The sequence below is a fragment of the Paenibacillus auburnensis genome, assembly GCF_927798115.1.
In the GTDB taxonomy this organism is placed as follows: Bacteria; Bacillota; Bacilli; order Paenibacillales; family Paenibacillaceae; genus Paenibacillus_AQ; species Paenibacillus_AQ auburnensis.
Genome location: NZ_CAKMMG010000001.1, coordinates 939,850 through 956,340, shown reverse-complemented (window position 1 = coordinate 956,340; position 16,491 = coordinate 939,850). Strand labels below are relative to the sequence as shown.

The following is a 16,491-nucleotide window of genomic DNA, read 5'->3' as shown; positions in this document are numbered from 1 at the left end:
ATAGCAACATGTTAAAATAGAACACACAACATACAGAGAAGAGTGAAATGATGCGGATAGGATTTTTTGATTCCGGAATCGGTGGAATTACTGTACTTCATCAAGCGTTACGGCTTCTGCCTAATGAGGATTACATCTTTTATGCAGATACCGTGCACCTGCCTTACGGGGAGAAACCCAAGGAAGAAGTCAAAGACTATATCATTAATGCCGTTGATTTTATTGCTGCGCAGGGTGTAAAGGCTCTGGTAATTGCTTGTAATACTGCGACCAGTATTGCGATAGATGAACTCCGTGAAAAGTATGATTTTCCGATTCTGGGTATAGAACCTGCCGTCAAACCCGCTGTGCAAAAGTGGGAGGTTAACCGAAAAAAAGTGCTGGTGCTGGCAACGAACCTTACGCTGAAAGAGGAAAAATTCAATAATCTGGTGAAGCGTCTGAATCATCAGGATATCGTCGACTGTCTGGCACTTCCGGGGCTAGTAGAGTTTGCTGAGAAGTATGAGTTTAATGAAGAGCAGGTTATCGGCTATCTGAAAGAAGAATTATCAAGGTTTGATTTATGCCAGTACGGGACTGTTGTATTAGGCTGTACGCATTTTCCATACTTCACTAATGAGCTGAAAAAGCTGTTTCCTGACGACACCGATTTTATTTCAGGCAGCGTTGGAACCGCGAAGAACCTGAAACGGATCCTTGAAGCGAGCCATCAGCTGGATCATGGCACAGGAGATATTATTTTTTATAATTCCGGTTATAGAGTAGAAGATGATTACACCATAGACCAATACCAGAAGCTGTTGGGGATGCTGGACGAATTGTCTACTTAAAATTCCGCCTTCTGGCGGCTGATAAAAACGGATACATTCCTATTGTATGGACAATGTATCTGTTTTTTTGTTTGCAGATTACAAAGCTCAATAATCCTTCATCCGCATGTTTTCACTCCAAAACGCGCAAACTTTGAACAAATATGAAATCATGGAGGAAAAATGAAGGATGAGTGAATCATTAATTATGGAATCTATACGCCAGCTGGCTACGCCCTTTGGAACTAAAGAATCGATGGATAAGCTGATAAAGCATGCGGAAAAAGCTCAATATGTGCTATTAGGTGAAGCTTCGCATGGAACCTCGGAGTTCTATTCCGTCCGCGCAGAGCTGTCAAAACGCCTGATTGCAGAGCACGGATTCCGGTTCATTGCAGTAGAAGGGGATTGGCCTTCCTGTTACACCTTAAACCGTTATATCAAGGGTTATCCGGATGCCGCAGCTGATGCGAGAGCAGCACTGAATGACTTTAACCGCTGGCCAACCTGGATGTGGGCTAACAAGGAGATTCAGGAGCTTGCCGAGTGGCTTCGTGATTTCAATAAGGATAAACCTGATAAGGAAAAAGTCGGTTTTTACGGGATTGATGTATACAGCCTGTGGGAGTCCATGGATGAAATTCTGAAATATCTAGCAACACAGGACCAGGCAGATCTTGAAGCAGCCCGGAAGGCTTTTGAGTGCTTTGAACCTTTTAGCAGAGATGAGCAATCCTACGGGATTTCTGCTTCCTTGTATGGAGAGGGCTGTGAGGATGAAGTCATTACCCTGCTGGGCAGGCTTCAGGATAAATGGAAGGAAGCTCATCCCGATGATCAGGAGAATGCGCTCAGTGCTGAATTAAATGCAATGGCTGTAAAAGGCGCAGAATCGTATTATCGGACAATGATCCGCCACGACTCGGATTCCTGGAATATCCGTGACCGGCACATGGTGTCGGCACTGGAGAAGCTGATGGATTTTCACGGGGAGCATGCACGGGTGCTGGTCTGGGAGCACAATACACATATCGGAGATGCCCGGGCAACGGATATGGCGAGTGAAGGAATGGTTAATGTTGGACAGCTCCTGCGGGAACAACATGGCAGCCAAGTGTACGCTATCGGTTTTGGAACTTATGAGGGTACTGTCATTGCCGGCAAAAGCTGGGGGGCTACCATGGAAGAAATGAAGGTGCCACCCGCAATCAAGAACAGCTGGGAAGAACTTCTGCACAGAAACGGAGCTCAGGATCAGCTGCTATTAATGGACGCGGGGAATCATGCGCTTGATGAAATGATGGTAGGGCATCGTGCTATCGGTGTGGTGTATCATCCTGAACGGGAAAGAGGTAACTATGTGCCGACAGTGATCTCAAAGCGTTATGACGCTTTCATCTACCTGAATCACACCAAGGCATTGAGCCCCTTAACATTAGAACTATCAGGTGGAGTTGAACGGGGCAGCCGTTGATTCTCAATCTTAGAAACAGGATTGCCAAAGGCTCTATCCAGAATGAGAAGGTTTTTTTCATATAGAGCTAGAATACAGTCACTATATTCCATATTTTGTTAATGGAGTGAAGAAGGTGAAAAGTTCTAGCGTAATATAGAAAATAACTTTCTTATTCTAAGGGGTGATATTCAGTATGGTCTATGAATTTGATAGTGAGATCAAGATGCTGGAAGGTAAAATGAAATGGAAAGTTGCTTATTTTAAAATGGACATTACTTTGTATATAATGAATTTATCCGGAGAGCTGTACATAAAGAGCTCGGAGACAAACTCCATGTAAGTCTTAAACAATCTGAGAATAACCGAAATATTGTTTTGCCAGATTACCTTATAACAAACCTTGAAGATCATCACATGCTGGATACATTTCTAAGTCAGCCTGATTACATTAAACGAGAGCAGATCAATTATATTGAAATTGCTAAAAAGGAAGAAACAAAAAACAACCGAATAATAGCTATAATTAAAAAACTTAAAGAACAATAAATTCTAATGAAAATCAGTGTGAATCAGACTGTACAATATCATTCCTGACAACTTCTTCACAAAACCCGTATTTTGTACATATGTCTATAGATCGAAATCCACCCTTATATTTGGGTTTATTTGAGGTCAAGAACATATATCGTTAAAGGACAAGAATATGTATCTATTCCCTCTTAGGATTAAAAAAAGCTGATCTTCAACAAGATCAACTCTAGGTTTCTTACTTATCCATTTTTCTGAATCATTCGTGCATAAACCATTGGCATCTCAGATGTGACATTAGCAATCAATTGATGGATTTGACCCATATTCAAGCCAGCTTTCATCAACTTCATTTAAACCCATTGGCTGTGAAATGAAAAATTTCCCCCGATTCGTCTTTTATATTTGCTTATTCGGCAATTCCTGCTCTCTATGTTCAAGAATTTGTATGCAGCATGTTAGCAAAATAATTTAAGCAGGCTACATACTGCTTTATACGTCAACACACTTACTTTGAGGTCTATTCATTTAAAGATGCTTAGAGCATAATTCTTCAGACATTCGCTCACTTCATTAACTAGCAAAGCAGACGGCTAACCTCCATTATCCCTTGCATCCACAACTTCCTCTTTCGCCATAGATTCTGGAATATCTTCGCCGTATGCATTGCGCGGTTTAAGCTTCAGATGTACTAGCCGTTTTCCATTCTGGGTTGATTCCGTCTGCTCAATGATATACCCTTCGCCTTCGACGGAAATCTTGACCTTTAGCAGATTGAGCACCTCCAGAGCATCACGTAGTGATTGTCCCCGTAGGTCAGGAATAGATGCCTGGTTAATCTGCTGACTTAACAAATAGATCCGTTGTCCCGAAGCAAGCAGGGTGCCCGCCCCCGGATACTGGCTGACCACGTTGTTTCCGCCTCCGATCGTTTTAAAGTCAATGCCCTGATCAATGAGCAATTTCTTAGCCGCCTGTACCGATTTTTCGACTAGATCTGGTGCGGAGTGCTGTGTGGAGGGTGCATTCTTGACGGATACGGAAGTACTGCCTCCATCGCTCGTTGTAACTTTTGGCACACCCAAATATGGCAATACCTTGGATACGATATCTTTAAACACCGGTCCCGCCGCAGCACCACCGCCAGCAGCATCAGCAGGCTCGTCAATGCCGACATAGATCACAATCTTCGGATTATTAGCGGGTGCATATCCTAGAAAGGACGCGTGTACCTTGTCACGATCATATCCACCCTTACCATCAGGTTTAATCGCCGTTCCGGTCTTGCCCGCTACTCTGTAGCCTTCAATATAAGCATGGCGTCCAGTACCAACGACCTGATCCGCAACTACCTGCTCCAGATAACTTCCAGTTTCCCGAGCGCTCTCTTCAGAAATGACCTGACGTAACACTTCTGGCTGGGTCGTAGTTATCTTTCCATTATTCGGGTCAGTAATTTCCTTGACGACATGTGGTACCATCAACTTACCGCCATTAGCGATAGCCGCCATAGCGGTTAGCTGCTGAATAGGAGTCACCTGTACTTTACCGTGCCCGTATGCGATTGTCGCGTTCTCTGAAGCATTATTCGGTGTCGGATTAACGAGTCCACTGATTTCGCCCGGCAGGTCAATACCGGTAGGTTCGTTAAATCCGAAGGCATTTACGTATTGCAATAGCCTTTCCGTACCGAGCATCTCATAACCGAGTTTGATGAATGCCACGTTACTTGAACGCTTCACGCCTTCAAGATAGGAAATTTCGCCATACCCGCTTCTCTTTTGATCATACAACAGCTTGCCGTACCCCTTAATGCGGATAGAACCAGACATAAAGGTTGCGTCTGGATCGAATAGTTTCTCCTGCACCGCTCCGGCAAGCGTTACTATCTTGAACGTGGAGCCTGGCTCAAATCTCGTTTTGATCGCATGGTTGAAGAATACTCCAGGTTCAGAGGCATAGTTCCAGAACTCATTCGGGTTAAAGGTAGGCATATTCGCCAGCCCCAATATTTCCATGGTGCTCGGGTCAGCAGCGATTACCGTAATACTCTTGGGCTTGTATACTTCATATGCCTTCTGCATTGCCTGTTCGATATAATACTGGATTGTGCTATCAATTGTAAGCTTGAAATCACTTCCATTAACAACCGGCTGATATGTATCCTTTGAGTCGGGTAGCTTGATGCCTTTGCCGTCACTCTGGTAGATTAGCTCACCATTTTCACCCTTAAGCTGATTGTCAAAATACTTCTCGAGTCCCATCACCGCATTACCGTCGCGGTCCGTATAACCCAAAATATGTGCAGCCAGAGTTTGTTGAGGATAGTAGCGTTTCTGCTCTCTGATCAGGCCGATGCCCGTCTCAAGAGTGTCATGTTCATCCTTCAGTTTCTCTATGAACTCATTGACCTTGTCGCGCATCTCCTGGTCTAACTTCCAGCCTTCATTGCGTATCTCCCGGTTCTTCAGATACTTTCCGTTTTTATCCTTAGCTTCCACGATTACCTTAAGCTCATCCTCCGGTTTGCCGAGCAGCTCATGCAGGCCGATAATAACTTCATCCCCTATGCCGAGCGCGGCAATCGCTTCTGGATTAACCACTACTGTGTAGGCTGGTATATCGCTAGCGAGCACCTTGCCGTTGCGGTCCTCGATCATGCCACGCACCGCTTTAATCACCGAAGTATGGGCCCTTTGCTCTATGGCCATGGATTGCCAGAAATCCCTTTCCAGCACCTGAATCCAGAATACTCTGCCGAGCAAAACAAGAAAAAAGAGGGTAATACACCCTCCTATAAACAGCGTGCGAAGTTTTATTCTCTTTACCATACGCATACCTCACAAGTATATATTTAGATTTATGTAAATTAGCTCGTTAATTGTCCCTATCCACGTTCAATCTGCTTAATCTCAGCAATGCCTTGAATGATCGACTGCGCTTTTATGTCTAAGTATATAGACTTAACATCAGTGCAAGAAAGCAGGACGATCGGCATAGGCCTCGCTTTTTAGCAGATCTCCAGACTCCGTCTCTTAAACCCTGCATTACACACTACGATCTCTCTTGTCTTTGTCTAGTCTTTAAAGATGAGCGTTAGCTTGGCACAGAAATGCTATCTCCCCATACTTCCCAGTAGAGCTCAATGTTGTAAATATAGGTAGGGCCAGTTTTTATTAGTTAGATTAAAGATTGCCATAATGATCATCAGTCTCATTACAAATTGTACAATGCATGATAAGGTAAGATCAACCATTTTATTCCATTTATAAGTAGATATTCTAATCCTGTGATTTTACAAACGTAAGCCTGACGGGTTTGTTAATACTCTTATATATTTTGAACTGTCTAGCACTTACGTCAACATCAAGAGAGTATCCTAATGTACTAAATAGGTACATAGAGTAAGATCCGTATTAATCCAACAGACCCCCTGTTCGGACGCAATCGAGATTTACGGCCTCCTGCTCAAGCCCAGATGTCCCATTTTTGCATGGATATCCCGGGCAATTCGAATCGATAGACCCATCGCTCCGGGGCGATGCCTTTTGTTATACTTCCAAGAGGGGGTTCGAACCTCCTAGAATCAGGAAGTTATCGCAGCTTTCTATATTTCGCTCGTAAATTCAAAACCCGTACAGAGGAGCGCAAAGACATGAACTTTTTCAAAAAACTGTTTGGCGGCAAAGAAATGGGCAAATCGGAAGACGGCACCACAATTTACGGCTATGACGCTCCAGATGAGCGACAGCTTACGCCTCCCTCCGAAATTTTGTACATGGAAGAATTAAACGAACATTTTAATAAAGTCTTTCCAAACCGGGAAACCGGCGTGTTTCATGAACTGATTTCAGACATCGTACATATTGATGTGAACATTATGGAAGCTACACCTGACGAGCCATACCGAGTGCTATACACCAATGGGATGAGCGATCTGCCTATGACCCTCCCCCAGGAGATCCGTGAAGAGTACAAGCATCTTGAACGGGCGGAGCTGATGATATTTTTGCCGGCGGACTGGCCGCTTACACAAGAGGATTTTGAAGCGGAAGAGAACTACTGGCCTATCCGGCTGATGAAGATGCTTGCCCGGTTCCCGCATATGTATCAAACGTGGCTTGGATACGGGCATACCATTCCCAATACGGAGGATTACGAGCCATATGCGCCAAACACTGAGCTGTCTGGTGTGGTCCTGTTTGCTCTGCCGGAAGAGGTCAGCACAGTCCATACGAATGATGGAAATCAGATTCAGGTTTATTTCTTGGTTCCGCTTTACCGGGAGGAAATGGAATTCAAACTGGAGTCCGGTATGGATGAACTGATTGCCAAGCTGTCCGAGCTGCCCGGTGATTTTCTCGTTCTGAATCCGAATAGACTCAATGCTTGTAAATAACTGCCCGGTTTAACGGGTTTGACACAGCTTTAAAAGGCTGAGCCTAAGTCATGGTTATGACTTTGGGTTCAGCCTTTTATTAGTATGGAGTTATATACTATGATTATACTCTACGTAACCAATAAAACGGTTCTGGCGCCTCCTCAATTTTGAGCCACGCGATGATATTGCTATCATTAGGTAGTATTTATATCTCAATATCATGATGTTATAATGTAAGACTAAACCAATAAGGAAGTGAACTTTATGGAAGAACACTATATTAGAAAAGCGGAATGGCTTAAAATCATCGCGCACCCTGTTCGCCTTTGTATTATTCAAGGGTTGATAGAGAAAAAAAGCTGTAATGTGACCGAAATGCAAAACTGCTTGGAGCTTCCTCAATCCACCTTGTCAATGCACTTACAGAAGCTGCGTAGTGCCGGCATCATTGAGGGGTCCAGAAAAGGATTAAAAGTTATCTACCAAATCAAGGATCCGCAGGCTGTCGAGCTGATTAAAGTTTTATTTCCGCAAATACAGTTTTTGGAAGTGATTGATTAAAGATTACTCATCACCACTCACCTCTCATTTCCATTAAGCTAATAAAAAACAAGCCCAGTACCAACTGGTACTAGGCAGTAGTTAATATGAACATTACTGACTTTTATCCACACATGCGATAAGGCGCTTCTCGATATCGGACGCGATGGAAATTAACTTGTCATTTTCTACAAGGCCAATGAGACTTGTTGGTTTCGGCAATCCGATCTTGGTAGTTCCGTTTTCTTCATACACCACTACCTTACAAGGAAGAAAATAACCAACGAGAGCATTTTCGGACAACACGCGCTTCGCTTCGACCGGATTACAAACCTCCATGATATAATAGGTCATCTCAAGATCGACGCCTTTTTCGTGAAGTTTCTCCTTCATATCCATCTGCCAAAGAACGCCAAACTTCTCTGCCTTCAGGTTTTCTGTAAGAGCTAAGATCGCTTGTTCAGGTGATTTGGTTGTTTCAACAGTATAATGGAACATGATACTTCATCCTCCTCTTATCATTCTTATGAGATCAGAACATAGTGAGGTCCTAAAGGGCTGAATCCCTTATCAACGTCTCAGCTTACCGCTCCAGGCGCTCAAGCTCCCCTGCAGGTGAACAAGCCCTGTATGACCATTTTTCAGCAGAATTCTTGCCGCATTTTTACTTCGCATACCACTGCGGCAGTATAAAAAAACAGCTTTATCCTTTGGTATTTCCCCTAAACGTCCAGACAGTTGGGATAAGGGGATGTTCTTCGCACCGTTGATATACCCAGTCTTATACTCTCCCGGCTCCCGTACATCTATGAGCATCCGTTTCTCATTGCCCTCCATCATATTTTGGAATTCTTCAGCGCTCAATGCCTTTAATCCTTTAGCCGGTCTTATACGGGAATAAACAAACCAGAGCAACAATACAATCACTGCAATGTTAATGATTGAGCCTGTGTCCACAATGTCTTCCTCCTTTTGGTGGTGTTTTTTGAAAGCATGATTGTGCAGACCAAACATTGCCTTGTATTGTGAACAAACTACGGAATCCATGCTTACGGAGGATTCTTGCTGCTTTATTGCTTTGGTACCAATTGTTGGACAGAATTAGTATATTATCATCAGGAAATAGATCGTGTTGCCATACATAAGGAAGACGCCCTAAAGATATATTTATCGAGCCGGAAATATGTCCTTCCAAATAATCCGAAGCATCCCTGACATCGAGCATTTTCAAATTTAAACTTTCCTTAGCTTGGACCCAGTTATGAACACTAATATAGGAAAGTGAACGAACGGGCCATAGTAGGCGCAAATACCATAAGACCACTGCCCCAGTCAAAAAGTACAAAAGTGTTATCATGTTGATCCAGTCCTTTCAATTGTGCTGCAGCAGCTGAAGATGCCTCTAGTTACTGACTGTCCTGTAAGGCTTAATCACGAACCAATTTATCCGTCCAGGCATTAAGCCCACCGGTCATGTTCACAACATTAAATCCTTTTTCAGTCAGCAGTTCGCAAGCCAGACCGCTCCGGCTTCCGCTTCGACAGATGACAATGGTTTCTTGTGCGGGATCGAGCTCCTGTTGCCGTTCCAACAGTAGTCCAAGCGGAATATGCTTGGCACCTGCAATATGTCCCTCTGCCCATTCTCCAGGTTCACGAACATCGAGCAATTTAAGAGACTCCCCATTCTTGAGCTGTGCTGCTACCTTCTGGGGTGTGATTACTTTTGAAATTTTGAATGCCATGTTAATCTCTCCTTTATTTTTTATTATTTATGTTATAGCTATCCGTTAATGACTTTTTACTAGAAGCGCGATGGCTTCCTTGACCATTTTCTCGGTATTTTGGTTACCCTCACCTTGTTCAGCTAAAATACATTGATGTAGATTCTCTGCGACGATTTGGGCAATGGCTTTATCGGATGCATTGCGTACGGCAGACAATTGAGCGACAACTTCTTTGCACGGCTTTCCTTCTTCCATCATTCGCAGCACACCACGAACCTGGCCCTCGATTCTGCGTAAGCGTGTTTTCATTTCATCCGGATAATTGTAATCCATTATAAATCATCACCTTTCTACTTATATCATCTTACTAAATACACATACCCCTATAGGTATTATATCATGAAAAATCTTTTATACAAATCTTAAATATTTATTACAGGTGGTTATAAAATGGAAGACCAAACCTTTACTGCCGTAAGGGAAATTAAGACAACTAATCCGTACCGCAGCACATTAACATTCATTTTGGAGCTTATCTTGGATCCAAGTGGTGCACCCAGCAGACTCCCGATTACAGTGTAGATTGTAGGTTCCAAAGGAATACCCCCAGCCGAGATTTTACCGATTAACCCGCCAATTGCGGAAATAAAGACGATAGCAAGCGAGGATGCAATGGTTGTACGAGTGGGTATTTTGAGAACAGTAAGCATAATAGGAATAAGAATAAATGCGCCGCCTGCTCCTACGATTCCTGAAACAATACCTACCAATATAGCCGCGGCTATTGCAATGACTTTATTGAATGTTAGATGATAAGGCTGTTCTTCGCTTCCTTTTCTCGGGATAAGCATGAGGATAACCGCGAGTACTGCAAGGATACCGTAAATCAAGTTGATCACTTCCCCATTTAGTAGCCCCGAAATATATCCACCAGCTAGGCTGCCCATGAGAATGCTGCTCCCCATATATACAACTAGACCCTTATGAACAACAGCCCCATTAGTCTTTTTTCGGCGAAAAGCAATGACTCCTGCAAGCGAAGCGAAAAACACTTGGAACATGCTAATCGATGACACTTCATGGGCGGAGAAATGAGCTACCCCAAAAAGAGAGGGTACATATAAAAGTAGCGGGTAATTAATAATCGCTCCACCAATCCCTAGCAATCCGGAAAAGAAAGAACCGACCAGACCAAGCAATACCATTATGATTAAAAGCAGTATATCCACCGGCTCCCACCTTCCTTTTTAGGGTAAAAAAGAAAACAATAAAAATGTATACGAATCAGAATTATGCGGGTATAATAATACCTAGTAAAATCATGCGAAATGAGTGATTAAACATGTTTAGTGTGTTGAAATCTCTTTTTGAAGATAATTGTCCGGTATGCAGCGATAGATTGCATGCAGACAGTAATTCTGACTGCTGTACCAAGACATGCCCTAAAGGTCATTATAAAGAGGAGAGCTATGGCTCACTTGGTGTACGAATTGTTTATGATTGCTTGAAATAAGCGAACACGCCGATGCGTGTCCGCTTGTTTTTTATACCTTCTTTACAAAGAATTTATAGATGCCATTTTCTTCTTCATATTTAATGAGCTCGTGTTTGGTTTGTTTGACCCATGCCTGAAAGTCATTGACAGAACCTTTGTCCGTTGATTGTACTTCCATGATTTGATTAGTTGTAAGACCGTCCAGTGCTTTTTTTGCTTTTACGATCGGCATTGGACAAGCTAATCCTTTTGTGTCGATCACAAGATCTACTTGCATTTAATTAAATCCTCCTCTTATTTATCGTGAACAGCACAGCGGTTTGGACCGATTTCCATCTCTCGCTGCTCTTCTTCACTCGGTGTCATTTTCCCCATATTCGTTTGACGGATTTCTTGGTATGCATTGGGTTGAGGTGGCAGGTTTTCAGTTACAATGCGCCGGAATGCAGCTTCCTCTTGAATATTCAGACCTGGATTTTTATCATAGAGTTCCGACAATTTCGCCATAACTTTTCCTCCCTCCCCAAGTTCGGATATTTTACCGAAATGAGCCGGAAGAACGATTAAGTCCTGTGTTAATCCTCTGTAACGGTTATAGAGTGTTTCACGAAGGTCGTCGATCCAGTCTTCTGCTTTGCCGGCCAAATCAGGACGTCCGATCGATTCGATGAACAAGATGTCACCGGTTAATAAGAATTGTTCGTCTACGATAAGCGAAGTGCTGCCGATTGTATGTCCAGGTGAATATACCGGCTCAATCCGAATCGTTGTATTTCCAACAATAATATCCTGTCCTTCTTCCAATTTATCATACGAAAAAGTAACTTCGTCAGCATCTTTAGGTGGCAACCAATAGGTGCCTCCGGTCTTTTCCGCCAATTTCCGGCCGCCTGAGATATGATCTGCATGGAGGTGAGTGTCTAAGGTATGCTTGATCGTCGCTCCATGGCTTTTCGCAAATTCTTCAACAACGTCTGCCATCCGGGCTGTATCCACTACGGCTGCTTCCCCGTCTGATACAACCATATAGGACAAGCATCCTTTACCGATTCGAACAAACTGGTAGAGCGATCCCCCATTCTTCAAATCACCAATCTTGACAGGCTCCAGATGCTCACTCCATGATTTCATTCCGCCTTCCAGATAGTGCACATTACCTCTTCCCGCCTGGGCAATCTGCTCAGCCACAAATTTGGATGAACCCTCCTTGGCACATACGACAAGGATCTTTTTGCCATCTGGAATTTGATCTAGTACAGGATCCACACCATCCAGCAGTTCGAAATATGGGATATTGATGACATCAATCCTTTCACCTTCAATTTTCCAGTCCTTAAAGTCGCTCTCATTGCGAACATCCAGAATGAACAGCTCTTCCTTGGCCAGAACCAATCTTGTAAGTTCCGCGGCTGTCATTACACTCAGTGCGTTTGTAGCTTCCATGTATCGGTTCCTCCTTTGATTAAAATGTTAATGAGACATTGGCATCCTTCGCAAAATCCAGGAATGTAACCGCTCCTCCGACTTCGATTCCTTCGATAAAATCTTCTTTTTGCAAATTCATCACATCCATAGTCATCTGGCAGGCAATGATTTTGACGCCCAGCTCCTGTGCCATTTCAACCAGCTCAGGAATGGATGGAACGTTGGCATTTTTAAATCCTTCGGCAAAATGCTCACGTCCAGCCGGCAATGGCAACTGGTGATGAGCCTGTTTGTGAATCAAGTTCAATCCCTCGAAGGTGAAAAAGATTGCTACTTCGGCATCGGTTGCCGCAGAAGCTGTGGCAATATTGAACACTTTATACGCATCAAACAAACCACCGTTACTTGCGATAATAGCTACTTTAGTACTCATTACGTAAAACCTCCATTTATTGTTATGTTATTTTGTTAGTTTGATTCTGTTGGCCCAGACCATGTTGACATTCCAGGTTCAACATTATGCACATCTTTGAAGCCTTTTGCGGCTAGCAGCTGGCACGCCATATCACTACGTGCTCCCGTCCGGCAAATAACATAGATACTATCTTCTGGATTGAGTTCATACAAACGATTCTCCAGTTCACCGAGAGGAACGGAAAACGCACCTTGAATTCGATTAAAGGCATATTCAGCAGGTTCGCGTACATCGAGAATTATCGCTATCTCATCACTCACCAGTTTTTTCTCAAGCTCCTCATTAGTGATAACATGCATATATTTTTTTTGCTCCTTAATCTCATCCGGGCTGGCTTTGCGAAGATAATGTTTGAGCACGTTATCCTCTTCAATGGTTCCCAAATATTGATGTCCGGTATTCTTGGCCCATCCCTTAAGATCGGCTAAAGAGCCTTTATCGGTGGCTTGAACTTCGATGACCTGACCCGCTTCAAGCTGGTCCATTGCTTTCTTAGTTTTCACGATAGGCATTGGACATGCCAATCCTTTGCAATCCAGTGATTGATCTGCTTTAATTAGTGGCAATTTCAGAACCTCCTTGAAGTATTTTTATCTAATACATATACCCATAGGGGTATTGGTATTGGCATGGCTAAATCATAAATGCGTTTAACCCGTTTGTCAATAGTGATTGTAAGTAACTGATTTTTTATTAATTTGGATAATACAGAATAGAAACACGAATAACCTTGCTCTTAGATGAAGCAAATTGATTTGAAAATTAACTACATTGGCCGATGCATACAACCCGCCATATTTTCGACACAATGTAGGGATTGTATTTAATATCTCTATATCATAATATTGCGATATAATGTTTTAATGAATCGAGGTGATTTCTCAGTCAATGGATAAACAATTTGAAACCTATGCTCAGGCAGCTGAATTATTAAAGGCTCTAGCCCATCCGGTTAGATTATGTATTGTAAAAGGAATCATCGGAACTTCCACAATCAACGGTCTCCCAGCATCTCCAGAAGCTTAGATCTTTAGGTATTGTGAAGACTGAAAAAATAGCCTCAAGATCATTTATTCCGTTAAAGACGAAAGAATCAGACATCTGATACAAATATTACTGGAGGAACAAACATGAATAAAAAAGTATTGATTGTCGGTGGAGTTGCAGGAGGCGCCTCAGCGGCTGCTCGTTTACGCAGATTGGATGAAGAAGCACATATTGTGATGTTTGAGCGGGATCCGTATATTTCTTTTGCCAATTGCGGTCTTCCTTATTATATTGGGGGTTCCATACAGGATCGTTCAAAATTGCTTGTACAAACTCCAGAAGCCATGCATAAGCGCTTCAATATTGATGTTCGCATCCAGAGTGAAGTGATCTCCATTGACCCGGTTGGTAAAAAAGTTGTTGTGCAAAGTAAGGAATTAGGTTCTTATGAGGAGAACTATGATGCTTTGATTCTGTCGCCAGGTGCAAAACCCATCCGTCCTTCTCTACCTGGAATAGAGAGTTCCAAAATTCATACATTACGGAACATTCCAGATACAGACAAAATCAAAACAAAGGTGAATGAAGAAGGTACACGTTCTGCGGTAGTCATCGGCGGAGGATTCATCGGAGTGGAAATGGCAGAAAATCTGAAGGAAGCCGGACTGGAAGTAACACTCATTGAGGCAGGCCCACAACTGCTGGCTCCCTTCGATTCCGAGATGTCCGCTGTATTATCCAAAGAACTGGAAGATCATGGAGTAAATCTTATTTTCTCAGACATGGTTCAGAGCTTTGAGGAGGCTGGAGAGCAAATTCAGGTCCATCTTGCCAGTGGTACGGTTCTACGAAGCGAGATAGTTCTGTTGGCCATCGGCGTTTCGCCGGATACTTCCTTCCTGAAAGATAGCGGCCTTGAATTCGGACCTAAAGGGCATATTCTGGTTAACGAAAGAATGGAAACGAATTTAAATGATGTTTACGCAGTAGGTGATGCTGTTGAGATCGTGGATTTTGTTAACGGACATAAGGCAGCCGTCCCATTGGCGGGACCTGCCAATAAGCAAGGACGCATTGCTGCGGACAACGTCAGCGGTTTAGGTACCACTTACAAAGGGACCCAAGGCACATCCGTTATTAAGGTATTCGGCTTAACTGGTGCATCCACTGGGAATAACGAGAAAACTTTGCAGCGGCTCGGCATCCCGTATCATGTTGTATATGTACATCCAAACTCCCATGCTTCCTATTATCCTGGAGCCACTCCGCTTTCCTTAAAACTTCTTTTTAACGGGGATGGCAGGGTTTTGGGTGCACAAGCTGTCGGTTATAACGGGGTGGACAAACGAATCGACGATATTGCTACAGTAATCCGGTTTAAGGGTTCCGTTACGGATCTAACTGAACTGGAGCTATCTTATGCTCCCCCATATTCCTCAGCCAAAGATCCCGTGAACATGGCCGGATACACGGCTGAGAATGTAATGAACGGAATGACTGAAGTATTTGTACCCGGGGATTTGGCCGGTCGGAATTTGGACAGTACCATGTTGGTGGATGTTCGAAGCGAACTTGAGCATGCGAATGGGCATATTGAGGGTTCTATAAACCTTCCTGTCGACGAGCTGCGTAATCGTCTGGATGAACTTGATCCTAGCAAGGAGATATGGGTTTACTGCCAGGTCGGTTTGAGAGGCTACACTGCTTCCCGGATCTTAACACAAAAGGGGTTCAAAGTGAAGAATCTGACAGGTGGCTACAAGACGTATCAGATTAGTAAATATGTTCCACAAAACAAAAATACGGCTTCAAATGAAATATTGTCTGTACCTGATTATTTGAATGCTGATGCAGTCATTGACACCTGTGGCCTCTGCTGTCCAGGTCCGATCGTTCAAGTAAAAAAGAGTATCGACCGACTGCAAGACGGGCAGCTCTTAAAGGTAACTGCATCTGACCAAGGATTTTTCGAAGATATCAGATCATGGGCAAAGCTGTCCCGCAACAATCTTGTTCGGTTGACGAAGCTTGCCGACGGTACTATCGAGGCTTACCTCCGCAAAGGAAAAATCAATGGCGAGCATAAGTAAGTCCTAGCAAGTGAATTAAAAAGAATCATTCACAAAGAAAGAATCTGCTAAATACAATCTGATTAATGATTAAGTAGAGCTTCTTTCCTTTTGTTCGATCTTGTTTATAAATGTAACACGTTTTATGGCCCAATAAAAAACAGCTCTGGATTCTGTCCCCGTAATGATGATAAACAATTCAGGCTTCTCATGTTCCATACATACACCACAATACGTTTCACCGCTGATCAAGTGAACATTTACAGGCATCTGGTTTTGAATTGCTTGATGAATGAGTTTTTTCTTTCTTAACAAATCTTTCTCGTCTCCTCAAAAGATGATCTTTTTAGCATTATAAACAAACCAGGATGTGGATGAATCAAATGAGGTATTAAATAAGGCAAGCAAAAATCATAACCATGTATACATTAAGATTTTTTAATCCCGCAAAATGCTCTTCATCCGGTAATATTCTTCCTCCGTGATTTTAACTCTTGCAAACCGTTCATCAAAGATTCTTCGTGGTGTATTGTCAATAAATCGTGAGTTCCCATGTCCCTTAACACATCATCATTTTCTCTCATCCTTTCATCGAA

The 16,491-nt window shown here is 43.1% G+C and carries 17 protein-coding genes and 2 pseudogenes; 7 read left to right on the top strand and 12 right to left on the bottom strand.

Features of this window, described 5'->3' with window-relative positions:
- Positions 1-50: 50 nt before the first annotated feature.
- From murI to L6H70_RS28880, 3 genes are all read left to right on the top strand, one after another.
- Positions 51-833 carry a glutamate racemase gene (gene murI / locus L6H70_RS04340; RefSeq protein WP_236330112.1) on the top strand — a complete coding sequence of 261 codons (783 nt, stop codon included), beginning with the start codon at positions 51-53 and terminating at the stop codon, positions 831-833.
- Positions 834-1,002: 169 nt separating this feature from the next.
- Positions 1,003-2,286, top strand: coding sequence for an erythromycin esterase family protein (locus L6H70_RS04335; protein ID WP_236330110.1), 1,284 nt, complete (start codon positions 1,003-1,005; stop codon positions 2,284-2,286).
- Between the two features lie 357 nt (positions 2,287-2,643).
- Positions 2,644-2,814 (top strand): YdeI/OmpD-associated family protein, encoded by a 171-nt coding sequence (locus L6H70_RS28880; RefSeq protein ID WP_423802768.1) that lies wholly within the window; start codon positions 2,644-2,646, stop codon positions 2,812-2,814.
- A gap of 575 nt (positions 2,815-3,389) precedes the next feature.
- Here the strand turns inward: L6H70_RS28880 and L6H70_RS04330 are convergent.
- Positions 3,390-5,627: a penicillin-binding transpeptidase domain-containing protein gene (locus tag L6H70_RS04330; RefSeq protein WP_236330108.1), complete on the bottom strand. Its 2,238-nt coding sequence runs from the start codon at positions 5,625-5,627 to the stop codon at positions 3,390-3,392.
- An 824-nt stretch (positions 5,628-6,451) separates the two neighbouring features.
- Here L6H70_RS04330 and L6H70_RS04325 point away from each other — a divergent pair.
- Both L6H70_RS04325 and L6H70_RS04320 read left to right on the top strand, forming a co-directional pair.
- The gene (locus L6H70_RS04325) at positions 6,452-7,195 is read left to right on the top strand and encodes a suppressor of fused domain protein (RefSeq protein ID WP_236330106.1); all 744 of its coding nucleotides are present in this window, start codon (positions 6,452-6,454) and stop codon (positions 7,193-7,195) included.
- Between the two features lie 246 nt (positions 7,196-7,441).
- Positions 7,442-7,738: an ArsR/SmtB family transcription factor gene (locus tag L6H70_RS04320; RefSeq protein ID WP_236330104.1), complete on the top strand. Its 297-nt coding sequence runs from the start codon at positions 7,442-7,444 to the stop codon at positions 7,736-7,738.
- A 93-nt stretch (positions 7,739-7,831) separates the two neighbouring features.
- Here the strand turns inward: L6H70_RS04320 and L6H70_RS04315 are convergent, their stop codons facing one another.
- The 10 genes from L6H70_RS04315 to L6H70_RS04275 all read right to left on the bottom strand — a co-directional run bounded on the left by L6H70_RS04315 (position 7,832) and on the right by L6H70_RS04275 (position 13,405).
- A complete protein-coding gene (locus tag L6H70_RS04315; RefSeq protein WP_236330102.1) occupies positions 7,832-8,215 on the bottom strand; it encodes a DUF302 domain-containing protein in 384 nt (127 codons plus the stop codon).
- A 72-nt stretch (positions 8,216-8,287) separates the two neighbouring features.
- The gene (locus tag L6H70_RS04310; RefSeq protein ID WP_236330099.1) at positions 8,288-8,764 is read right to left on the bottom strand and encodes a rhodanese-like domain-containing protein; all 477 of its coding nucleotides are present in this window, start codon (positions 8,762-8,764) and stop codon (positions 8,288-8,290) included.
- A complete protein-coding gene (locus L6H70_RS28875) occupies positions 8,652-8,942 on the bottom strand; it encodes a rhodanese-like domain-containing protein (protein ID WP_423802803.1) in 291 nt (96 codons plus the stop codon). The genes L6H70_RS04310 and L6H70_RS28875 overlap by 113 nt, the downstream gene beginning before the upstream one ends.
- Positions 8,943-9,144: 202 nt before the next feature.
- Complete coding sequence (locus L6H70_RS04305) at positions 9,145-9,462, bottom strand: rhodanese-like domain-containing protein (RefSeq protein ID WP_236330097.1); 318 nt, start codon at positions 9,460-9,462, stop codon at positions 9,145-9,147.
- 45 nt (positions 9,463-9,507) lie between these two features.
- A complete protein-coding gene (locus tag L6H70_RS04300) occupies positions 9,508-9,777 on the bottom strand; it encodes a metal-sensitive transcriptional regulator (RefSeq protein WP_236330095.1) in 270 nt (89 codons plus the stop codon).
- A gap of 110 nt (positions 9,778-9,887) precedes the next feature.
- On the bottom strand, positions 9,888-10,673 hold the full coding sequence (locus tag L6H70_RS04295) for a sulfite exporter TauE/SafE family protein (RefSeq protein ID WP_236330093.1): 786 nt from the start codon (positions 10,671-10,673) through the stop codon (positions 9,888-9,890).
- Positions 10,674-10,988: 315 nt separating this feature from the next.
- The gene (locus L6H70_RS04290; RefSeq protein WP_236330091.1) at positions 10,989-11,216 is read right to left on the bottom strand and encodes a sulfurtransferase TusA family protein; all 228 of its coding nucleotides are present in this window, start codon (positions 11,214-11,216) and stop codon (positions 10,989-10,991) included.
- Between the two features lie 17 nt (positions 11,217-11,233).
- Entirely contained in the window at positions 11,234-12,382 is a 1,149-nt protein-coding gene (locus L6H70_RS04285) for an MBL fold metallo-hydrolase (protein WP_236330089.1), read from the bottom strand.
- 19 nt (positions 12,383-12,401) lie between these two features.
- Positions 12,402-12,797, bottom strand: a complete 396-nt coding sequence (locus L6H70_RS04280) for a DsrE/DsrF/DrsH-like family protein (protein ID WP_236330086.1) — start codon at positions 12,795-12,797, stop codon at positions 12,402-12,404.
- Positions 12,798-12,832: 35 nt separating this feature from the next.
- Complete coding sequence (locus L6H70_RS04275; RefSeq protein WP_279306727.1) at positions 12,833-13,405, bottom strand: sulfurtransferase TusA family protein; 573 nt, start codon at positions 13,403-13,405, stop codon at positions 12,833-12,835.
- A gap of 310 nt (positions 13,406-13,715) precedes the next feature.
- On the opposite strand from L6H70_RS04275, the pseudogene L6H70_RS28870 reads away from it, so the two are divergent.
- Positions 13,716-13,973: pseudogene (locus L6H70_RS28870) on the top strand (ArsR/SmtB family transcription factor).
- A pseudogene (locus L6H70_RS04265) lies at positions 13,970-15,892 on the top strand (FAD-dependent oxidoreductase); the annotation flags it as partial. The pseudogenes L6H70_RS28870 and L6H70_RS04265, both read left to right, overlap by 4 nt.
- Before the next feature lie 93 nt (positions 15,893-15,985).
- Here the strand turns inward: L6H70_RS04265 and L6H70_RS04260 are convergent.
- Positions 15,986-16,210 (bottom strand): hypothetical protein, encoded by a 225-nt coding sequence (locus L6H70_RS04260; RefSeq protein ID WP_236330082.1) that lies wholly within the window; start codon positions 16,208-16,210, stop codon positions 15,986-15,988.
- Positions 16,211-16,491: the final 281 nt, after the last annotated feature.